Raw genomic sequence first — 18,335 nt, 5'->3', positions numbered from 1 at the left:
GATTGGGAGGATTGCGATGGACCCCGCACCCCCAGGGTGTTCCACGCGGCGGCACCACCAGATGAATAAGCGGTGACTAAGGCCGTGCCAGCCCAACCCCTCGGCGCCGGACCGGCGCCGCCCAGCCCGGCCGCGCCGGACCAACTGGCCGACGCGCTTAACATCCACCAAGGAACACCACCGCACCATCGGGAGAACGACGTGCGCCTGCGCTTGCGCCCGCGTGATGACAGTTACTACGAGATGTTCACCGACTCGGCGAACAACCTGGTCATCGCGGCTCGCCTGCTGGTGGAGCTGATGAGTGACGGAGCCGACCGCGAGGCCATCACCGAGAAGATGCGTGCCTGCGAGCACGCGGGTGACGACGCCACCCACGCGATCATGCGACGCCTCAACAAGAGCTCGGGGACACCCATCCACCGGGAGGACATCTACCGTCTGGCCTCGAACCTGGACGACGTGATGGATTCCATGGAGGCCGCCGTCGACCTCATCGGCCTGTACGGCCTGGAGCGCCTCCCCAAGGGGATCATCGACCAGATCGAGGTGCTGGAGCGCGCCGCCGAACTGACCGCCGAGGCGATGCCCCGCCTGCGCACGCTGGAGGACCTGACCCGGTACTGGATCGAGATCAACCAGCTGGAGAACCAGGCCGACCGCATCTACCGCAAGCTCCTGGCCCGCCTGTTCAGCGGGGAGTACGACGCCCTGACGGTCCTCAAGCTCAAGGACGTCATAGAGGAGCTGGAGACCGCCGCGGACGCGTTCGAGCACGTCGCGAACACGGTGGAGACCATCGTCGTCAAGAACGGCTGAGGCTCCCCGGACCGCCCCGCGGGGACCGCCGGCGGGCGCGGGGTGCCCCCTCGCACGCCGAAGCCCCCAGGGGCCGCTGGAGCGTCCCCTCGCCCTGCCGCGCACACCCCTCGTCCCGGCCGGGGCCGAGGGGGCGGGTTCACAGGCCGGTGACGGCCCGGTTCGGGACGGTGCGCCGGACGGCGTCGGATGGTGTCAACGGCTACGCGGCGCTGGAGTCGGGTTCCTGTTCCGTAGGGGTTTCCATGCGTACCCGGAGAACCAGCCCCAGGGCTTCGGCGATGCGCTCCAGTGTGGGTAGCGTCGGCTCCGTGCCACCGTGTTCGAAACGGGCGATGCTGGACTGGGGCATGCCCGCCCGGCGTCCGAGCTCGGCCTGGGACCAGCCGAGCCGCTCCCGCCGTAGCCGGACGGTCTCAGCCAGTTCGAAACGCAGCCGGGTGAGTTCGTAGGCCTCCCGGACCCCGGGCCGGTCGAAGCGCTCGGACGACTTCAGTTCGGACAGGGTCCTTCTCGGTGAGGTACTCATCATTCCTCCTCGCCGTCGACGGTGTGACCGGCTCGGGCACACTCGTTCATGGCCCTCGTCGCCCGCCTGACCTCGGCTGACTCGCGAGCCCGGGTCTTGCGGAACACGGTCAGCATGATGATGCGTCGCTCGCCCGCGATGTAGTAGGTGACGCGCACCCGCTGTCCACCGCAGTAGAAGCGCAGTTCCCGCAGCTTGCCGTCCAGTTGGCTCGTGTAGGGGAACCCCAGGCCGACTCCGCGGGACTCAAGGAGGTCCAGGTGGAACATGGCCTGCGCCCATTCCTCGTCAGACAGCGCCTCCAGCCATAGCTCGACTTCCGGCTCCAGTTCGATGCTACCCCAGCTCATAGCATCGATGCTATGAGCGTGGCGGCCCGGTGTTCCGTGTTCGTGTGGATGTTATGGATCCGTGGCACATGGCGCGGAGAATGCGTCCGTCAGGTGCCGGGCGACCGGAGGTCGGAAGCTACAGGCCGGTGACGGCCCGGTTCGGGACGGTGCGCCGGGACAGCAGTCCGGCGAGGTGGTCGAAGAACCCGTCGGCGTCGATCTCCTCGATCACCGTCGCGTTCGCCTCCAGTCCGTGCACGCCCCAGGACATGGCCGAGTAGCCGCGGGTCAGCTCCCCGGCGGTCTCCACGTCCACGTGGTACCGCGCGGAGCGGCGCACCAGATCCGGGTGGAGCAGCACCGCGGCGGTCAGGGAGTCGGGGTGGGTGGTGCCGTCGATGCCCACGCTGCGGTCGAACTCCAGCGTCGCCGCGCACACGCGCCCGAAGAAGTCCGACAGCGGCGTGCCGAGGGCGGCGAGGGCGTCCAGCCGCTCCTGGCCGAACACCGCCTGGCGCAGCGTCAGCGGGTCCCAGGGGACCACGGTGATCTCGAAGCCCGCCGCGAACACGGCCTTGGCCGACTCCGGGTCCACGTAGAAGTTGAACTCCGCGGCGGCGGTGATGTTGCCGCGGCCGTTGTTGGACCCGCCCATGACGTAGAGGGCGCCGACGTTGCGGGCGAAGTCGGGGTCCTTGGCGGCCGCCATCGCGATGTTGGTCAGCGGTCCGATCGCCACGATCGACAGCTCGCCGGGGTTCTCCGCGGCCAGCCGGACGAGGGCGTCCGCCGCGTGCTCGCGCTCGGTCTCCAGCCCGGAGACGTCCATGGACAGGCCCCCCGACCCGTCGCCGTGCACGTTCTCCGCGCTCACCCACGGGCGCACGAGCGGACGGCGGCAGCCCAGGTGCACGGGCACCTCGCCCAGGCGACCGGCCACGCTGAGGGTGAGGAAGGCGTTGCGCACCTGCTGGTCGAAGCCGACGTTCCCCGCGACCATGGTGATGGCCCGCAGGTCCGCCTCGGGGTCCAGCAGCCCGATGAGGAGGGCCACGCAGTCGTCCTGCGCGGTGTCGGTGTCGATCACCAGCGGTGTGGTCACGCCTGTCCTCGTGTTCTCTCGTCCGCGCGGTCTCCCGCGGTCACTCGCCCACCGGTCGTCCCAGGGGCCCTAGCAGCGGTTTGGCCGAAGCGGCCACCCGATCACCGGTCGTCCCTGGTCAGAGGGACAACGGCAGCGGTTTAGCCGAAGCGGCCACCCGATCGCCGGTCGTCCCTGGTCAGAGGGATAACGGCAGCGGTTTAGCCGAAGCGACCGGTGATGTAGTTCTCGGTCTCCTTCTTCTCCGGCCGGGTGAACATCTGGTTCGTCTCGCCCATCTCGATGAGCTTGCCCGGCTTGCCCGGAGCCGACAGGTTGAAGAACGCCGTCCGGTCGGACACACGCGCGGCCTGCTGCATGTTGTGCGTCACGATGACGATCGTGTAGTTCTCCTTGAGCTGGTGGATGAGGTCCTCGATCGCCAGGGTCGAGATCGGGTCCAGGGCCGAGCACGGCTCGTCCATCAGCAGCACCGACGGCTTGACCGCGGTGGCTCGGGCGATGCACAGCCGCTGCTGCTGGCCGCCGGAGAGGCCCGAACCGGGCTTGTTCAGCCGGTCCTTGACCTCCTCCCACAGGTTCGCGCCGCGCAGCGAACCCTCCACCAGCTCGTCCGCCTCGGACTTGCTCATCCGCCGGTTGTTGAGGCGGGCCCCGGCGATGACGTTGTCGTAGATCGACATCGTCGGGAACGGGTTGGCCTTCTGGAAGACCATCCCGACCTCGCTGCGCACCATGACCGGGTCCACGTCGGGCCCGTAGATGTCCAGGTCGTCCAGGAGCACCTTGCCCTGGACGCGGGCTCCCGGGGTCACCTCGTGCATCCGGTTGAGGGTCCGCAGGAAGGTGGACTTGCCGCAGCCCGACGATCCGATGAACGCCGTCACCGACCGAGGCTCGATGGTCATCGACACGTCCTCCACGGCCTTGAAGTCGCCGTAGTAGACGTGGAGACCGGAGACGTCGATACGTTTCGCCACTGGAAGTTCCTCGTGAATCTGCTCCGCGCGCGGGGCGTGGGCGGTGTGTGTAGGGGTCAACGGGCCTTCGGCGCGAACAGGCGGCCGATCATGCGGGCCAGGAAGAACAGCAGCATCACCACCAGGATCAGGGTCAGCGCCGCCGCCCAGGCCCTCTCGTAGTTGACGGCGCCGCCCATGCGGACCTGCGAGTAGATGAACACCGGGAGGTTCATCATCTGTCCGTCGAACAGGTTCCAGTTGATCGACACCGCGGACGACCCCGTGGTGAGGATCAGGGGAGCCGTCTCCCCGATAACGCGGGCGATGGCGAGCATGATTCCTGTGGTCAGGCCGGCGGCGGAGGTGGGCAGCACCACCTTGGTGATCGTTCGCCACTTGGGAACCCCCAGGGCGTAGGAGGCCTCGCGCAGGTCCTGCGGTACCAGCCGCAGCATCTCCTCGCTGGAGCGCACCACGACCGGGATCATCAGCACCGCCAGCGCGATCGCGCCCGCCGCCCCGTTGGTCCGGCCCGGGCCGAACAGGATCATCCACAGCGCCACCACGAACAGTCCGGCGACGATCGACGGGATGCCCGTCATGACGTCGACGAAGAACACGATGATCCGCTTCATGCGGCCCTCGGCGTACTCCACGAGGTACACGGCGGTCATCACGCCGATGGGCACCGAGATGAGCGTGGCCATACCGGTGATCGCCAGGGTGCCCACGATCGCGTGGTACACGCCGCCCGCGTCCATGCTCGGCAGGACGCCGTTCATGGACACCGTGAGGAAGTAGGCGTCGAACCGGACGATGCCGTTGCTCAGCACCGTCCACAGCACCGACACCAGCGGCAGCATCGCCAGCAGGAAGCACAGGTAGACCAGCGAGGTGACCAGCCGGTCCTTGGCCTTGCGGCCGCCCTCGACGCGGACGGAGGCCGTCACGATGATCACCACGTACGCGGCCGCGGTGAGCAGGCCCCACAGCAGGAACCCGAAGGACGAGAAGGCCAGCAGGACCCCGGCCACCACGGCGGCGGCCGAGGCCAGCAGGGCGGCGGGGAAGTGGGGCGGCAGGGAGCCGCGGCGCAGGTCGGCCGAGGTGGAGCCCGCCTCGGGGCCGGGAGGCTGCGTGGTCGTCGTGTCCATCAAGACTCCTTGCTCCCCCGGGTCACGACGTAGCGCGCGCCCATGTTGACGACGAGGGTGATCGCGAACAGGACCAGTCCGGCGGCGATCAGCGCGGAGACGCCGTACCCGGTGGCCTCGGGGTACTGGAGGGCGATGTGCGCGGCGATGGTCTGGTTGCCGCTCTGCAACAGGTTCCAGGAGACGATGAGGGAGGGGGACAGGATCATCGCGACGGCCATGGTCTCGCCCAGGGCGCGGCCCAGGCCGAGCATGGCGCCGCCCATCACGCCGGACCTGCCGAAGGGCAGCACGGCCAGGCGGATCATCTCCCAGCGGGTGGCGCCCATGGCCAGGGCTGCCTCGCGGTGCCCCTGCGGGGTCTGGTGGAACACGTCGCGCGCCATCGCGGTGATGATCGGCAGGATCATGACGGCCAGCACCACGCCCGCGGTGAGGATGGTGCGGGCCGAGGTGGAGGCGGGGCCCTGGAACAGCGGGATCCAGCCCAGGTAGCGCGTCAGCGCCTGGTACACGGGGACCAGCTCCGGCGCGAGGAAGCCGATGCCCCACAGGCCGTAGACGACGCTGGGGATGGCGGCCAGCAGGTCCACCAGGTAGCCGAGTACCGAGGCGAGCCTGCGCGGCGCGTAGAAGACGATGAACAGCGCGATCCCGATCGCCACCGGCGTGGCCAGCAGCAGCGCGATGGCCGCGGCCAGGACGGTGCCGAACGCCAGGGCGGCGACACCGAACGCGGGCTCCTCGCGGACGTTGGGGTCCCACTCCGTGCTGGTGAGGAAGTTCACCGTGTTCGCGGTCAGGGACGGCCAGGCCTGCACGAGCAGGAAGGCGGCGACACCGGCGAGGATCAGCAGGATCAGGATGCCCGAGCCTCGGGCGAGCCCGGCGAAGGCGACGTCGCCGATCCGGCGCTTGCCCGTGGGCGGCGGTGCCGCCTCGGGGGCGTCCGTGGTCGTCATGGGTTGGCTCCGGTTCGGAAGGTTTCGGGGCGGGTCGCCCGGATGGTGCGGTGCGTTCCGTGCACCTTCTGCGTGCCTGGTCTGTTCCCTGCGACGCGTGGTTCTCCCGTCGGTCGGGGATGCCTCCCCGCCGAGGTCCCCTCCGCGTCCCGTACTGGGGCGATCGCCGGTCACCGTGCCACGGTCCGTGGTGGAGGGTGGCCGTGCTGCGCCGAATGTGAAGGTAGGTGCAACAGGTGACCAGTTGTCCCAAACAAGATGAACGGAAGATGAACGAGATGTCGCACTCCCGTGGCGGTCCGGGGATTGCCCGGTTAATGTGACAGGTCACACGTTCGGGCGGGGGGCGTCGTCCCTCGGCGGCGCGTACATCACGTCGGTGTCCCACATGGCGAATCCGAGCGACTCGTACAGCCGCACGGCCGCCTCGTTGTCGCCGTCCACGTACAGGTGGACCCACGGCAGACCGGCGTCGCGCAGGTGTCGCAGACCCGCCAGGGTCAGGGCCCGGCCGAGGCCGCTGCCCTGCCACTCGGGGTCCACGCCCACCACGTAGACCTCGCCCACCGGGTCGCCGTCGGTGAGCCCGGCGCCGTCGGCGTGGGTCTTGGTCCAGTGGAACGCGGCCACCCCGCCGTCCTTGGCGGTGGCCAGGAAGAAGCCGTGCGGGTCGAACCAGTCCTCCACCTCGCGCTGGAGCAGGTCGTCCAGGGTGAGCTGGCCCTGCTCGGGGTGGTCGGCGAACGCCCGCGCGTTGGCCGCCAGCCACGCCTGCTCGTCCTGGCCCACGACGAAGGGGCGCAGCCGGACCCGCTCGGCCACCTCGGGCCGCAGCTCGGGCTCGGGCAGCTCGGGCGCCGCCCAGGGGCCGCCCGGCTCGTCCTCGGCGATGTCGCGCAGCGGCATCCGCATCTTGTGGAGTTCGCGGACGGCGGTCCAGCCGTCCTCCCGCGCCACCGACACCGCCTGCGGGGTGCGCCCGTGCGCCCACACGCGGACCCCGTCCGGTCCGGCGTCCCGGTCCACCGAGTGCAGCAGGGCGGTTCCGTGCCCGCGGCCGCGGTGGTCGGGGTGGACGACGACCTCTCCGGAGTCGGGCTCGCCCGCGACGCGCTCCACGAACGCGAAGCCGACCGCGCGTCCGTCCTCCAGGGCCAGGTGGAAGCGGCTGCTCCCCGAGGGGGCGCCGTGTCGGACGCGGAGCAGGGTGTGCTCCGACAGCGGTGCGACGCCGTCGGCCGCGCGCGCGGCCTCGGCGAGCGTCAGCACCTGTTCGGCCAGGGTCCGGTCCAGGTCATCGGTGACTAGCGGGGTGTCCATGGACCGAAAGCCTACGACGGGGCGACGGCAAGACTTCTGTCAGCCACGGCAGGTGGGGTGTTTGTCCTGGTAGCTGCCCCGATCCGCGCGTCGCCGCAGCGCCGTTCCCCGGCGGCGCGGCCGCAGGGGAACGGCTCCGGGACGTCCTACTTCCTGCGGCGCCTGCCCTGGTAGCCGCCCCCGACGCGGACGCGCCGCACCGGTGCGAGCGGGGCCGCGAGCAGCAGCGCGAGGAGGAACGCGGCGAGCAGCACCGCCGGGGCCATGTTCGGCCCCAGGTCGCTGTGGTCGGCGGCCACCTCGGTCTCGTCGAGGTCGTCGTCCCGCGCGCCGGGGGTCACGGTCGGCAGCTCGGCGAGGTTCTCCGCGCCGGGCACGACCCCGGGCAGGGCCGCCTCGTCGCTGGGCAGGTCCGGGAAGCTGTCGCGGGTGGTGGGCACGTCGCTGGTGGGCACGTCGTCCACGCGGCCGGAGGAGCGGGGCGCGTCGCCGGAGCCGCCGGACCTGCCACCGCCCGAACCGCCCGAACCGCCGCCGGAGTTCCCCCCGCGGTCGTCGTCACGGGTGGGGTCGGGGCGGGGCGTGTCGGAGGGGCTCGTGGTGTCGTCCGGCTCCTCGGTCTCGGTGGGCTCGTCCGTGGGTTCCTCGGTCGGCTCCTGGGGAGTGGTGGGCTCGGGCCTGGCGATCGAGACCGTCCACGTGCCGGTGGCGACGGTGTGCGTGCTCGCGGGCTCCAGGACCGCGCACGCGACGCCCTCCCGCGCGAGCGCGTAGGTGAGGGTGGCCGTGACCTCGGCCTGCCCGCGGGTCGCGCCGGTGACCTCTCCGGCGGACGCGGCCTCGCCGGGGGCGACCTCCTGGGGCGTGAACCCCCTGACGCCGAACCCGCCGGTGTCCACGCTCATCGCGAGCAGGCAGACGCTGGCGTCGCCGGTGTTGGTCGCGGTGAGGGGGTTGGCCGCGGACTCGCCCAACTCCACCTCGTCGGAGTCCCGCTCGAAGGAGACGACAGCCGACGGGACCGGCTCCGGGGAGGACGGCGGTGTGGAGGGCGACGGGGAGGCGGACGCGGAGGGGCTCGGCTCGGCGTGGGCCGGGGACATGACGGCCACCAGGCTGGAACCGACGAAGACGGCCCCCAGGGCGATGGCCGTGCGACGGCGTCCGGGGGTGAGCGGGGGTCTCGCGGCGTTCGTGGGCATCGGGGCGTTCTCCTCCTCGCGGATGGCGCGCCAAGGCAGCTTCTGCGCACCCGCTCGCGGGGAGTTTCGCCGCGCCTGACGTCCCGGCGTGGGGGTGCCCACACGATCTTAGGACCTGGGGCCGTCGAACACGAGTGTTCGGACGTCCGTTCTCACACCGTTCGCCCGCGGGACGGCCGACCCCTGGAACGCGGCGGGTGGGGTCCGCGGCGGTGGACGCGGAAGCGCCGGGTTCCCGGGCGCCCGGAAACGACTCCGGGGCGCCCGTGCGGGCGCCCCGGGGTGGTCCTCGGGCGGAGGGAGGCGGCTCCCCGCGTGCCGCCCTAGGTCGCGCTGGGCTCGGCGGAGCGCGCGGCGGGCGGTGCGTCGACCCCCTCCGGCACGGCCGAGGGCGCCTTGGCGACCGGGTCGGGCACGAAGCGGTAGCCCACGTTGCGCACCGTGCCGATCAGCGACTCGTACTCCGAGCCCAGCTTGGCGCGCAGGCGCCGCACGTGGACGTCGATGGTGCGGGTGCCGCCGAAGTAGTCGTAGCCCCACACCTCCTGGAGCAGCTGCGCCCGGGTGAACACCCGGCCGGGGTGCTGCGCCAGGAACTTGAGCAGTTCGAACTCCTTGAAGGTGAGGTCGAGGATGCGGCCGCGCAGCCGCGCGATGTAGGTGGCCTCGTCGATGACGAGATCGCCCCTGCGGATCTCGTCGGGGTCGTCCGTCCCGGCCTCGGCCGATCCCACGGCCAGCCGCAGGCGCGCCTCGACCTCCGCGGGACCGGCGGTGGACAGGATGAAGTCGTTCACCTGCCAGTCGGGGGTCAGCGCCGCGACGCCGCCCTCGGTCAGGATCACCATCAGCGGGCAGTCCAGGCCCGTGGTGTCGAGCAGGCGGCAGAAGTTGCGGGCCGCGGCGAGGTCGGTCCGCGCGTCCACCAGGATGGCGTCGACCGGCGCGCCGGAGCCGCCGCCCGCGCTCGACGCCAGTAGGGCCCCCGCCTCCGCCGGCGCCACCCGCACCGAGTGCAGAAGGAGACCGAGGGCGGGAAGTACGTGGTCGGACGGTTCGTTCGAGTTCGTCAACAGCAGCAGATGGCTCATGCGTCTCTTCTCGTCACCCCGCTCTGTGCGGGCGATCGAAGGCGCCATTGCCCCCGGTGAAGATGTCCAATTCGTCGCCTCCGAGCAACACCAAGGATAATCAACGGATGGCGAAGTGCACTATCAGGTACTGGGCAGCGGCCAAGGAGGCCGCCGGAACCGCCGAGGAAACGGTCGGGGCCGCCACGCTCGCGGAGGCTCTGGAGGCGGCGTGTCGGCTGCACCCGGACGACCGCTTCCAGCGCGTACTCGGATCCTCCTCGCTGCTGGTCGACGAGCGGCCGGTCGGGCGCAGAGCGCACGGTGACGTGCCGGTCGCGGACGGCACTGTGATCGAGGTCCTACCGCCCTTCGCGGGCGGCTGAGGGGCCGTACGGCTCCGGAAACAGGAGGGGAACATGGCGGAAACACCCCAGTGGGCGGACCGGGCGCGCGTGGTGATGCTCGGCAAGCCGGGATGCCACCTGTGCGAGGAGGCCTGGGGGGTCATCGAGCGGGTCACGGACGAGCTCGGCGCCAGCCGGGCGGTGCGCCAGCTCGACGAGGTCGGCGCGGACGAGCGCGAGGAGTACTGGGACAAGATCCCGGTGACGTTCGTGGACGGGCGGCGCCACGACTTCTGGAGGGTGGGCGAGGACCGCCTGCGCTCCGCCCTGGGCGGCTGAAGGGGTTTTCGTCGGTTCTCCGGGGGATGTGCCGTCAGCGGGCCGGGCGATGGGCGAAAACGTTTCCGGCCTCTCCCACGGGGCGCCTCCTCCGGAGAGCTGAGTAAGCCCGAAAACTACGACTGTGCCCACAAATATGCACATATGACGGTCTTTGGTTGTCCCGAATTGTCGGCGTAGGCGCCGGAGGTTTCCGCGGGAGCGCCAAGGCCCTTACCGGTGGGAACTTATGAGCCCGCCGTCACAGCGGGCCCCACTTTGTGCGTGCTTTCACAAGCGCGTAATCTAGGTACTCCAAGACACGCCTGAGGAGCGCGGCGGCAGCAGCCCGCCCGCTCCCCGCGCCGGTCCCGGCGGCCCGCCTCCCGTCCGGACCGCCCCCGCGCCCGCCCGCCGACCAGGAGCGCCCGCCTGTGACCAGTCGTCCACCACGGCCCCGGGAGAGGGGCATCCCGGAGGCCACCGTGGCCCGGCTCCCCGTCTACCTGCGGGCCCTCCAGACCCTCCAGGACCGCGGCACCCTCACCGTCTCCTCCGAGGACCTCGCCTCCGCCGCCGGTGTGAACTCCGCCAAGCTGCGCAAGGATCTGTCCCACCTCGGGTCCTACGGGACGCGTGGCGTGGGTTACGAGGTGGAGTACCTCGTCTACCAGATCTCGCGTGAGCTTGGTCTCACCCAGGACTGGGCCGTGGCCATCGCCGGGATAGGCAACCTGGGCCGCGCACTGGCCAACTACGGGGGGTTCGGGACCCGCGGGTTCCGTATCGCGGCGCTGCTCGACGCGGACCCGGCGATGGTGGGGCAGAGTGTCGCCTCCCTGGACGTGAGGCATATTGACAACCTGGAGGAGGTTGTCCGTTCAGAGAGGGTTTCCATCGGTGTCATCACGACACCGGCGGTCTCCGCGCAGGGCGTGGCGACGCGCTTCGTCGAGGCGGGGGTGGCCAGCATCCTCAACTTCGCACCGGTCGTACTCAATGTGCCGGACGGAGTCGATGTGCGTAAGGTCGACTTGTCCATCGAACTCCAGATCCTCGCCTTCCACGCGCAGCGCAGGGCCGATGGCGACGGCCGCGGCGCGGAACGCGCGGGACTGGAGCTGACGTGACCTGAGGGATGGACGATCCGGGCCGTGAGGCCCGCATGAGCGGTGGGCGATGAGCGAGCGTGCGCCGCGCCTCCGGCGGTCTGGCCGCCGCCGGGGCATACGAAGACGCTGTGTGGTGCCTGCATAGGAGTAGTGCGGATGAGTGTCCTGGCCGTGGGGTTGAGCCATCGGAGTTCGCCGGTGGCGCTCCTCGAACGTGTCGCGCTGAACGGGGAGACCCGCGCCAACGCGGTCGCCGAGATGGTCGGCTCCGAGCCCGTCAACGAGGTCATGGTGGTCTCCACCTGCAACCGCACCGAGGTCTACGCCGACGTCTCGGCCTTCCACGGCGGCGTCTCGGCCATCACCGAACTCCTCTCCTGGCACACCGGGGTCCCCCTCGGGGAGCTCTCCGAGCACCTCTACGTCCACTACGAGGACCGCGCGGTCCAGCACCTGTTCTCCGTCACCTGCGGGCTCGACTCCATGGTCCTCGGCGAGGGGCAGATCCTCGGCCAGGTGCGCGACGCCCTCAAGGAGGGCCAGGAGACCGGTTCCGTCGGCCGCGTCCTCAACGACCTCGGCCAGCGCGCCCTGCGCGTGGGCAAGCGCGCCCACACCGAGACCCACCTCGACCACGCGGGCGCCGACATGGTCAGCTTCGGCCTCACCGTCGCCTCCGGCGGCCTCGGGCTCGGCCCGACCGGCGCCCCCCAGACCACCGCCCTCCAGACCGCCCAGACCGTGGGCTCGCTGCCCCCCGCGGGCTGCCCCATGTCCGCGGTCCCGGGCGACACCGCCGACGCGCCCGGGCTCGCCCGGCCCGCGCACGGCCCCCTCACGGGCGTGCGCGTCCTCGTCCTCGGCGCCGGATCCATGAGCGCCCTGTCCGCCAACACCGTCTCCCGCCAGGGCGCCGAGGCGGTCGTCGTGGCCAACCGCACCTTCGACCGGGCCGCGCGCCTGGCCGAGTGCCTCACCGAGGCCTACGACACCGTCGAGGCCCGCGCCGTCCCCTTCGCCGACGCCGCCGGGGTCCTGGCCGAGGTGGACCTCGTCATCTCCTGCACCGGAGCCCAGGGCCTGGTCCTGACCGCCGAGGCCGTGGCCGCCGCCACCGCCGGGCGCACGCGGCCCCTGGTCTTCCTCGACCTCGCGCTGCCCCGCGACATCGACCCGGCCGTGCGCGGGCTGCCCGGCGTGCGCCTGGTCGACATCGAGGACCTGCGCCAGGCCGCCGCCACCGCGCCCGGAGCCGACACCGGCCGCGACAGCGCCCTCACCCTCGTGCGCGGCATCGTCGACGAGGAGGTCACCGAGTTCCGCGCGGTCCGCCGCGCCCACCAGGTGACCCCCACCGTCGTCGCCCTGCGCGCCCAGGCCAGGGACGTGGTGGACGCCGAGCTGTCGCGCCTGCACGGCCGACTGCCCGCCGACCTCGACGACCGCACGCGCGAGGAGATTAGCCGCGCCATGCGCCGCGTCGCCGACAAGCTCCTGCACAGACCGACCGTGCGCGTCAAGGAACTGGCCGCCGCACCGGACGGGGAGTCCTACGAGGCGGCACTGAGAGAACTCTTCGCACTCGACCCCGGAAGCCCCGAGGCGCTCACCGCCCCCGAGGGCACCGCCACCGCGGCACGGACCGCACAGGAGAAGTCATGACCGGCACGCCCTCCCACGGCACGACCGCCGACGGAGCACCCGACCACGGCGCCCCGGCCAGGCTCGGCACCCGCCGCAGCACCATGGCCACCAGCCAGTCGCGCATGGTCGCCGACGCCATCACCGAACGCACCGGCAGGGTGATCGAGCTGGAGCTGATCACCAGCTTCGGCGACGTCACCAAGGCGCACCTGACCCAGCTCGGCGGCACCGGCGTGTTCGTCAACGCCCTGCGCGACGAGCTCCACGCGGGCACCGTCGACTTCGCCGTCCACTCGCTCAAGGACCTGCCCACCACGCCCGCCGAGGGGCTCGTGCTGGCCGCGATCCCCGAGCGCGACGACCCGCGCGACGCCCTGTGCGCGCGCGACGGGCTGAAGTTCGCCGACCTGCCCGCGGGGGCCAGGATCGGCACCGGCTCCCCGCGCCGGGTCGCCCAGCTCGCCGCGCTGCGCCCGGACCTGGTCTACGTCCCCATCCGCGGCAACGCCGAGACCCGCCTGGGCAAGGTCGCCTCCGGAGAGCTGGACGCCGTCGTCCTGGCCTACGCCGGACTCGGCCGGGTGGGGCGCACCGACGACGTCACCGAGGTCTTCGAGCCCGAGCAGATGCTGCCCGCGCCCGGCCAGGGCGCCCTCGCCGTCGAGTGCTCCGCCGAGCGCCTCGACGGCGACCTCGCCTATCTGGCCTCGGTCGACCACCCCGCCACCCGCGCCGAGGTCGTCGCCGAGCGCACCGTGCTCTCCGAACTGGAGGCCGGTTGCGCCGCCCCGGTCGGCGCCTACGCCCAGTACGACGCCGAGACGGGCCGCCTGCGCCTGCGCGCCGCCGTGGTCGCCACCGACGGGGCCCGGGCCGTGCGCCGCGAGCGCGCCGCCGACCTCGCCTCGCCCGGGGACCTGGCCGCCGCCACCGCGCTCGGCCGGGACCTGGCCCGCCAGATGATCGCCGAGGGAGCCGACCGCATCGTGGCCGAGGCCTTCGCCGAGAGGGACACGCCCTAAGCAGGAGCAGTCGGCGGGCCTCCTCGGCCTGGGCCCGCCGTACCGCCGCCCCCGGCACCGCACACCGGGGCGCGGCGACCCACACAGAGGAGCCAGTACGTGAACGCCAACGCCAACCCCCAGCCGGAGGAGCCGCGCGCCGCAGCGCGGGCCGGGCACGTCGCCCTGGTCGGTTCCGGTCCGGGCGGCGCCGACCTGCTCACCCTGCGCGGCGCCGAGCTGCTGAGCCACGCCGACGTGGTCATCACCCTGCGCGAGCCCGCCGCCGAGGAGCTCTCGGGCTTTCGCGCCGAACTCCTCTCCCACTGCTCCGAGGACGTCTCCGTGATCGAGGCGGGCGAGTGCGGCGGCGACGTCAACGCCCTGGCGGTGGCGCGCGCCCGCGAAGGGCAGCGGGTGGTCCGCCTCTACTCCGGCGACCCGTTCTTCGGCTGCCGCGGCGCCGAACTGGTCTCCGCCTGCCACGAGGCCGGGGTCGAGGTCGAGGTCGCCCCCGGCGTCTCCGCGATCACCTCCGTGCCGACCTTCGCGGGCGTGCCGCTGCTGGACGCGGACAGCCCCGAGGTGCGCGTGCTCAACGCCCGCGCGCACGGCGGGGGAGGGGTCGACTGGCACGAGGCCGCCGCCAGCGGCGCCACCCTGGTCGTCATGGGCGGCGACGCGCCCGCCGGTGAGCCGGTCGAGCACCAGGGACCCGGCTTCGACGTGCTGTGCAAGACCCTCATCGCCGGAGGGCGGCCCGCCACGACCCCGGTCGCGGTCGTGCGCGCGGGCGGCACCACCCGTCAGACCACGGTCTCCTCGACCCTGGGGCGGCTCGTCGCCGACCTCAAGTCCAAGGACGCCAAGGGCCACCACGTCACCGCGCCCGCGCTGATGATCGTCGGCTCCGCCGCGGGCCGCCACCCCGAGCTGTCCTGGTACGAGAGCCGTCCGCTGTTCGGCTGGCGCGTCCTGGTGCCCCGCACCAAGGAGCAGGCCGCCGCCCTGTCCGACCAGCTGCGCGGCTACGGCGCGGTGCCCGAGGAGGTGCCCACCATCTCCGTGGAGCCGCCGCGCACCCCGCAGCAGATGGAGCGCGCCGTCCGCGGCCTGGTCACCGGCCGCTACCAGTGGGTGGCCTTCACCTCCGTCAACGCGGTCCGCGCCATCCGGGAGCGCCTGGAGTCCTACGGCCTGGACGCGCGCGCGTTCGCCGGGGTCAAGGTCGCCGTCGTCGGCGAGGCCACCGCGCGCGCCGTGCGCGAGTTCGGCATCCAGCCCGACCTGGCCCCGCCCGAGGAGGAGCAGTCCAGCTCGGGCCTGGTCTCGGTGTGGCCGCCCTACGACGCCGAGATCGACCCGATCGAGCGGGTCCTGCTGCCGCGCGCCGACATCGCCACCGAGACCCTGTCCGCCGGGCTGGACAAGCTCGGCTGGGAGGTCGACGACGTCACCGCCTACCGCACCGTGCGCGCCGCGCCCCCGCCCGCGCCCGTCCGGGAGGCGATCAAGGGCGGCGGCTTCGACGCGGTGCTGTTCACGTCCTCCTCCACGGTGCGCAACCTGGTGGGGATCGCGGGCAAGCCGCACAACACCACCGCCATCGCCGTCATCGGCCCGGAGACGGAGAGGACCGCGATCGAGTTCGGCCTGCGCGTCGACGTCGTGGCGCCCAAAGCCTCGGTTTCCGCCCTCGCACAGGCCCTTTCGGAGTACGGTGCCGAGAAGAGGCGCGAGGCGGTCGAGGCGGGCAAGCCCGTTCTCAAGCCCAGTCAGAAGAGACGCGGTCGCCGCCGCAAGCTCTGAGAGACCACACCGCCACCGACGCACGAACCTTTCCCGGGAGCCCCGTGATGAACGCCTCCAGCAACGACGCCGCCTTCCCCGTGGTCCGGCCGCGCCGCCTGCGCCGAGGTCCGGCGCTGCGCCGCCTGGTCGCCGAGACCCGGGTCCGCCCCGAGAACCTCGTCCTGCCGATGTTCGTCAAGGAGGGCATCACCGAGCCGGTGGCCGTCTCCTCGATGCCCGGCCAGGTGCAGCACACGCGTGACAGCCTGCGCAAGGCGGCCCACGAGGCGGCCGCCGCCGGGGTCGGCGGGCTGATGCTGTTCGGCATCCCCGCGCGCAAGGACGCGCACGGCTCGGCCGCCGACGACCCCGAGGGGATCGTCCAGGCCGCCCTGCGCGACCTGTCCGCCGAGGTCGGCGACGACCTCGTGGTGATGGCCGACCTGTGCCTGTGCGAGTACACCGACCACGGCCACTGCGGCCCGCTGGAGGCGGACGGGCACGTCGACAACGACCTCACCCTGGAGCGGTACGCGTCCGTGGCCGCCGCCCAGGCCGAGGCGGGCGCCGCCGTGGTGGCGCCCAGCGGCATGATGGACGGCCAGGTCGCGGCGATCCGCGCCGGGCTGGACCGCGCCGGGCACGGCCAGGTGCCCATCCTGGCCTACGCCGCCAAGTACGCGTCGGCGTTCTACGGCCCCTTCCGCGAGGCCGCGGAGGGCGCGCCGCAGTTCGGCGACCGCTCCGGCTACCAGCAGGACCCCGCCAACGCGCGCGAGGCGCTGCGCGAGGTGGCCCTGGACGTCGCCGAGGGCGCGGACATGGTGATGGTCAAACCCGGCCTGGCCTACCTCGACATCGTGGCCAAGGTGGCCGAGGCCTCCCCGGTACCCGTGTCGGCCTACCAGGTCAGCGGCGAGTACGCGATGATCGAGGCGGCCGCGGAGCGGGGCTGGATCGACCGCGAGCGGGCCATCGTGGAGACCCTGACCTCCTACCGCAGGGCCGGGGCCGAGCAGATCCTCACCTACTGGGCGACCGAGGCCGCCCGCCTGCTGCGGTAGCGCGACCAGGCCCCTCGCCCCGGCCGCGGTCCCCGGGCGCAGGGCCTCCCACGACGGCGAGGCCGCGCCTGGAACACGAGCGAACACCGGGGAGGCTCCATGGCCGAGGTTCTGTACCGACGTAAGCGCCGCCATGCGGCGGCCAGCATGCTGGCCGCCGCCCTGGGCTACGCCGAGCTGGGCTGGCCGGTGGCGCGCGGCACCTCGCCGGGACAGGACCGCGCGTGCAGCTGCGACCGGATGGGCTGTCCGGACCCGGCGGCGCACCCGGTGACGATGGCCTGGGGCGTGGAGGCCAGCACCGACACCGACACCATCCGGCGGTGGTGGACGGCCGCCCCCGACGCGAACATCATCCTGCCCACGGGGCGGGTCTTCGACGTGTTCGACGTCCCCCGTGAGGCGGGTGTGATGGCGCTGGCGCGCATGGGCCGCTCGGGCGTCCCCGCGGGCCCGGTCGCGGCGGTGGAGTCCTCGCGCTACCTGTTCTTCGTGGCCACCCGTTCGCCGGTGGACGAGGACGAGTGGTGGTCCTGCCACCTGGACTGCGTGCCCGAGGCCGTGGAGGAGATGCCGGGGCTGCGCTGGCACTGCCGGGACAGCTTCGTGCTCGGCGCCCCCTCGCTGCTGCCCTCCGGCGACCGGGTCACCTGGATCCGCCCGCCGCGTGCCGAGGACGGGGCCGTGGTGCTGCCCGACCCGATCGTGGTGCTCGACATCCTCGCCGACGCGAGCGAGGAGTTCCCCGCCTGACCCCGGGGGCGCGCGCCGGGCGTACCGGTGGCGGTACCGCTCGGACGCGCGAGCGGCGGCCGGGCGGTCACCTGGGCAGGGTGAGGATCTCGGCCCCCTCGCGGGTGATGGCGATCGTGTGCTCGCTGTGCGCCGTCCGGCAGCCCGTCGCGCTGCGCAGCGTCCACCCGTCGGCGTCGGTGACCAGCTCGTCGGTGTCCGCCATGACCCACGGCTCCAGGGCGAGCATCAGGCCGGGGCGCAGCTTGTAGCCGCGGCCGGGCTGTCCGGTGTTGGCCACGTGCGGGTCCTGGTGCATCGTCGACCCGATGCCGTGACCGCCGAACTCGGTGTTGATCGGGTACCCCGCCGCGCTGAGGACCGAGCCGATGGCGTGGGAGACGTCGCCGACGCGGGCCCCGGGCCGGGCGGCGGCGATCCCCGCTTCCAGCGCGCGTTCGGTCGCACGGATCATCGCGACGCTCTCGGCGGGCCTCGACTCGCCCACGACGAAGCTGATGGCGGAGTCCGCGGCGACCCCGCCCAGGGAGACGGCGAGGTCGAGCGTGAGCAGGTCGCCGTCGGCGAGCGCGTAGTCGTGGGGCAGCCCGTGGAGCACGGCGTCGTTGACGGCCGTGCAGATGTAGTGGCCGAACGGCCCGCGCCCGAAGGAGGGCGCGTAGTCGACGTAGCAGGACTGTGCTCCGGCCTCGGCGATCATCTCCCGGGCCCACCGGTCGATGTCCAGGAGGTTGGTGCCGACCGTGGCGCGGCTCCGTGCCGTCCGGAGGATGTGGGCGACCAGGGCGCCCGCGTCCTTGGCTCGGGCGAGTTCGGCGGGTTTCAGGATCTCGATCATGCGGCGGCCTCTCAC

At 72.4% G+C, this 18,335-nt stretch carries 19 protein-coding genes; 9 read left to right on the top strand and 10 right to left on the bottom strand.

The features are described 5' to 3' along the window. Positions 1-201: 201 nt before the first annotated feature. Positions 202-819, top strand: a complete 618-nt coding sequence (locus EV372_RS08080; RefSeq protein WP_013155381.1) for a DUF47 domain-containing protein — start codon at positions 202-204, stop codon at positions 817-819. A 202-nt stretch (positions 820-1,021) separates the two neighbouring features. Here EV372_RS08080 and EV372_RS08075 read toward each other — a convergent pair whose 3' ends face one another. The 9 genes from EV372_RS08075 to EV372_RS08035 all read right to left on the bottom strand — a co-directional run bounded on the left by EV372_RS08075 (position 1,022) and on the right by EV372_RS08035 (position 9,473). Continuing rightward, positions 1,022-1,348 carry a helix-turn-helix domain-containing protein gene (locus tag EV372_RS08075; RefSeq protein WP_130395492.1) on the bottom strand — a complete coding sequence of 109 codons (327 nt, stop codon included), beginning with the start codon at positions 1,346-1,348 and terminating at the stop codon, positions 1,022-1,024. Next, a complete protein-coding gene (locus EV372_RS08070; protein WP_130395491.1) occupies positions 1,348-1,698 on the bottom strand; it encodes a type II toxin-antitoxin system RelE/ParE family toxin in 351 nt (116 codons plus the stop codon). Before EV372_RS08070 ends, EV372_RS08075 begins: the two co-directional genes overlap by 1 nt. 118 nt (positions 1,699-1,816) lie before the next feature. Next, a complete protein-coding gene (locus EV372_RS08065) occupies positions 1,817-2,782 on the bottom strand; it encodes a nucleoside hydrolase (RefSeq protein ID WP_130395490.1) in 966 nt (321 codons plus the stop codon). A 200-nt stretch (positions 2,783-2,982) separates the two neighbouring features. After that, positions 2,983-3,762 (bottom strand): phosphate ABC transporter ATP-binding protein PstB, encoded by a 780-nt coding sequence (gene pstB / locus EV372_RS08060; protein ID WP_013155377.1) that lies wholly within the window; start codon positions 3,760-3,762, stop codon positions 2,983-2,985. 56 nt (positions 3,763-3,818) lie between these two features. Continuing rightward, on the bottom strand, positions 3,819-4,898 hold the full coding sequence (gene pstA / locus EV372_RS08055) for a phosphate ABC transporter permease PstA (RefSeq protein ID WP_130395489.1): 1,080 nt from the start codon (positions 4,896-4,898) through the stop codon (positions 3,819-3,821). After that, on the bottom strand, positions 4,898-5,860 hold the full coding sequence (pstC, locus tag EV372_RS08050; RefSeq protein ID WP_130395488.1) for a phosphate ABC transporter permease subunit PstC: 963 nt from the start codon (positions 5,858-5,860) through the stop codon (positions 4,898-4,900). The genes pstA and pstC overlap by 1 nt, the downstream gene beginning before the upstream one ends. A 327-nt stretch (positions 5,861-6,187) precedes the next feature. Beyond that, positions 6,188-7,180, bottom strand: a complete 993-nt coding sequence (gene mshD, locus EV372_RS08045) for a mycothiol synthase (RefSeq protein WP_130395487.1) — start codon at positions 7,178-7,180, stop codon at positions 6,188-6,190. A gap of 146 nt (positions 7,181-7,326) precedes the next feature. Further along, on the bottom strand, positions 7,327-8,382 hold the full coding sequence (locus EV372_RS08040; RefSeq protein WP_130395486.1) for an MSCRAMM family adhesin: 1,056 nt from the start codon (positions 8,380-8,382) through the stop codon (positions 7,327-7,329). Between the two features lie 323 nt (positions 8,383-8,705). Beyond that, a complete protein-coding gene (locus EV372_RS08035; protein WP_130395485.1) occupies positions 8,706-9,473 on the bottom strand; it encodes a winged helix-turn-helix transcriptional regulator in 768 nt (255 codons plus the stop codon). A 107-nt stretch (positions 9,474-9,580) separates the two neighbouring features. On the opposite strand from EV372_RS08035, the gene EV372_RS08030 reads away from it, so the two are divergent. The 8 genes from EV372_RS08030 to EV372_RS07995 all read left to right on the top strand — a co-directional run bounded on the left by EV372_RS08030 (position 9,581) and on the right by EV372_RS07995 (position 17,482). Next, positions 9,581-9,838 carry a MoaD/ThiS family protein gene (locus EV372_RS08030; RefSeq protein WP_013155371.1) on the top strand — a complete coding sequence of 86 codons (258 nt, stop codon included), beginning with the start codon at positions 9,581-9,583 and terminating at the stop codon, positions 9,836-9,838. 33 nt (positions 9,839-9,871) lie between these two features. Beyond that, entirely contained in the window at positions 9,872-10,138 is a 267-nt protein-coding gene (locus EV372_RS08025; RefSeq protein WP_130395484.1) for a glutaredoxin family protein, read from the top strand. 413 nt (positions 10,139-10,551) lie between these two features. Further along, positions 10,552-11,247, top strand: coding sequence for a redox-sensing transcriptional repressor Rex (locus EV372_RS08020; protein ID WP_013155369.1), 696 nt, complete (start codon positions 10,552-10,554; stop codon positions 11,245-11,247). 138 nt (positions 11,248-11,385) lie between these two features. Further along, a complete protein-coding gene (locus tag EV372_RS08015) occupies positions 11,386-12,891 on the top strand; it encodes a glutamyl-tRNA reductase (protein WP_130395483.1) in 1,506 nt (501 codons plus the stop codon). Continuing rightward, positions 12,888-13,895 carry a hydroxymethylbilane synthase gene (gene hemC, locus EV372_RS08010; RefSeq protein ID WP_130395482.1) on the top strand — a complete coding sequence of 336 codons (1,008 nt, stop codon included), beginning with the start codon at positions 12,888-12,890 and terminating at the stop codon, positions 13,893-13,895. Before EV372_RS08015 ends, hemC begins: the two co-directional genes overlap by 4 nt. Positions 13,896-13,994: 99 nt before the next feature. After that, positions 13,995-15,683: a bifunctional uroporphyrinogen-III C-methyltransferase/uroporphyrinogen-III synthase gene (locus EV372_RS08005; RefSeq protein WP_130395481.1), complete on the top strand. Its 1,689-nt coding sequence runs from the start codon at positions 13,995-13,997 to the stop codon at positions 15,681-15,683. 47 nt (positions 15,684-15,730) lie between these two features. Beyond that, entirely contained in the window at positions 15,731-16,729 is a 999-nt protein-coding gene (gene hemB / locus EV372_RS08000; RefSeq protein WP_130395480.1) for a porphobilinogen synthase, read from the top strand. 99 nt (positions 16,730-16,828) lie between these two features. Continuing rightward, positions 16,829-17,482: a bifunctional DNA primase/polymerase gene (locus EV372_RS07995; RefSeq protein ID WP_130395479.1), complete on the top strand. Its 654-nt coding sequence runs from the start codon at positions 16,829-16,831 to the stop codon at positions 17,480-17,482. A 67-nt stretch (positions 17,483-17,549) separates the two neighbouring features. Here the strand turns inward: EV372_RS07995 and map are convergent, their stop codons facing one another. Further along, entirely contained in the window at positions 17,550-18,320 is a 771-nt protein-coding gene (gene map / locus EV372_RS07990; protein ID WP_130395478.1) for a type I methionyl aminopeptidase, read from the bottom strand. Positions 18,321-18,335: the final 15 nt, after the last annotated feature.

The organism is Nocardiopsis sp. CNZ308 (genome assembly GCF_004217075.1).
The sequence above is the reverse complement of the archived record's forward strand: the minus strand, read 5'-3'. Positions and strand labels throughout refer to the sequence as shown.

Coding starts and splice junctions, on each gene's coding strand:
- EV372_RS08075 (WP_130395492.1), bottom strand. CDS start 1,348: ATGAGTACCTCACCGAGAAGGACCCTGTCCGAACTGAAGTCGTCCGAG.
- EV372_RS08070 (WP_130395491.1), bottom strand. CDS start 1,698: ATGAGCTGGGGTAGCATCGAACTGGAGCCGGAAGTCGAGCTATGGCTG.
- pstA (WP_130395489.1), bottom strand. CDS start 4,898: ATGGACACGACGACCACGCAGCCTCCCGGCCCCGAGGCGGGCTCCACC.
- pstC (WP_130395488.1), bottom strand. CDS start 5,860: ATGACGACCACGGACGCCCCCGAGGCGGCACCGCCGCCCACGGGCAAG.
- mshD (WP_130395487.1), bottom strand. CDS start 7,180: ATGGACACCCCGCTAGTCACCGATGACCTGGACCGGACCCTGGCCGAA.
- EV372_RS08040 (WP_130395486.1), bottom strand. CDS start 8,382: ATGCCCACGAACGCCGCGAGACCCCCGCTCACCCCCGGACGCCGTCGC.
- EV372_RS08035 (WP_130395485.1), bottom strand. CDS start 9,473: ATGAGCCATCTGCTGCTGTTGACGAACTCGAACGAACCGTCCGACCAC.
- EV372_RS08030 (WP_013155371.1), top strand. CDS start 9,581: ATGGCGAAGTGCACTATCAGGTACTGGGCAGCGGCCAAGGAGGCCGCC.
- EV372_RS08025 (WP_130395484.1), top strand. CDS start 9,872: ATGGCGGAAACACCCCAGTGGGCGGACCGGGCGCGCGTGGTGATGCTC.
- EV372_RS08015 (WP_130395483.1), top strand. CDS start 11,386: ATGAGTGTCCTGGCCGTGGGGTTGAGCCATCGGAGTTCGCCGGTGGCG.
- hemC (WP_130395482.1), top strand. CDS start 12,888: ATGACCGGCACGCCCTCCCACGGCACGACCGCCGACGGAGCACCCGAC.
- hemB (WP_130395480.1), top strand. CDS start 15,731: ATGAACGCCTCCAGCAACGACGCCGCCTTCCCCGTGGTCCGGCCGCGC.
- EV372_RS07995 (WP_130395479.1), top strand. CDS start 16,829: ATGGCCGAGGTTCTGTACCGACGTAAGCGCCGCCATGCGGCGGCCAGC.
- map (WP_130395478.1), bottom strand. CDS start 18,320: ATGATCGAGATCCTGAAACCCGCCGAACTCGCCCGAGCCAAGGACGCG.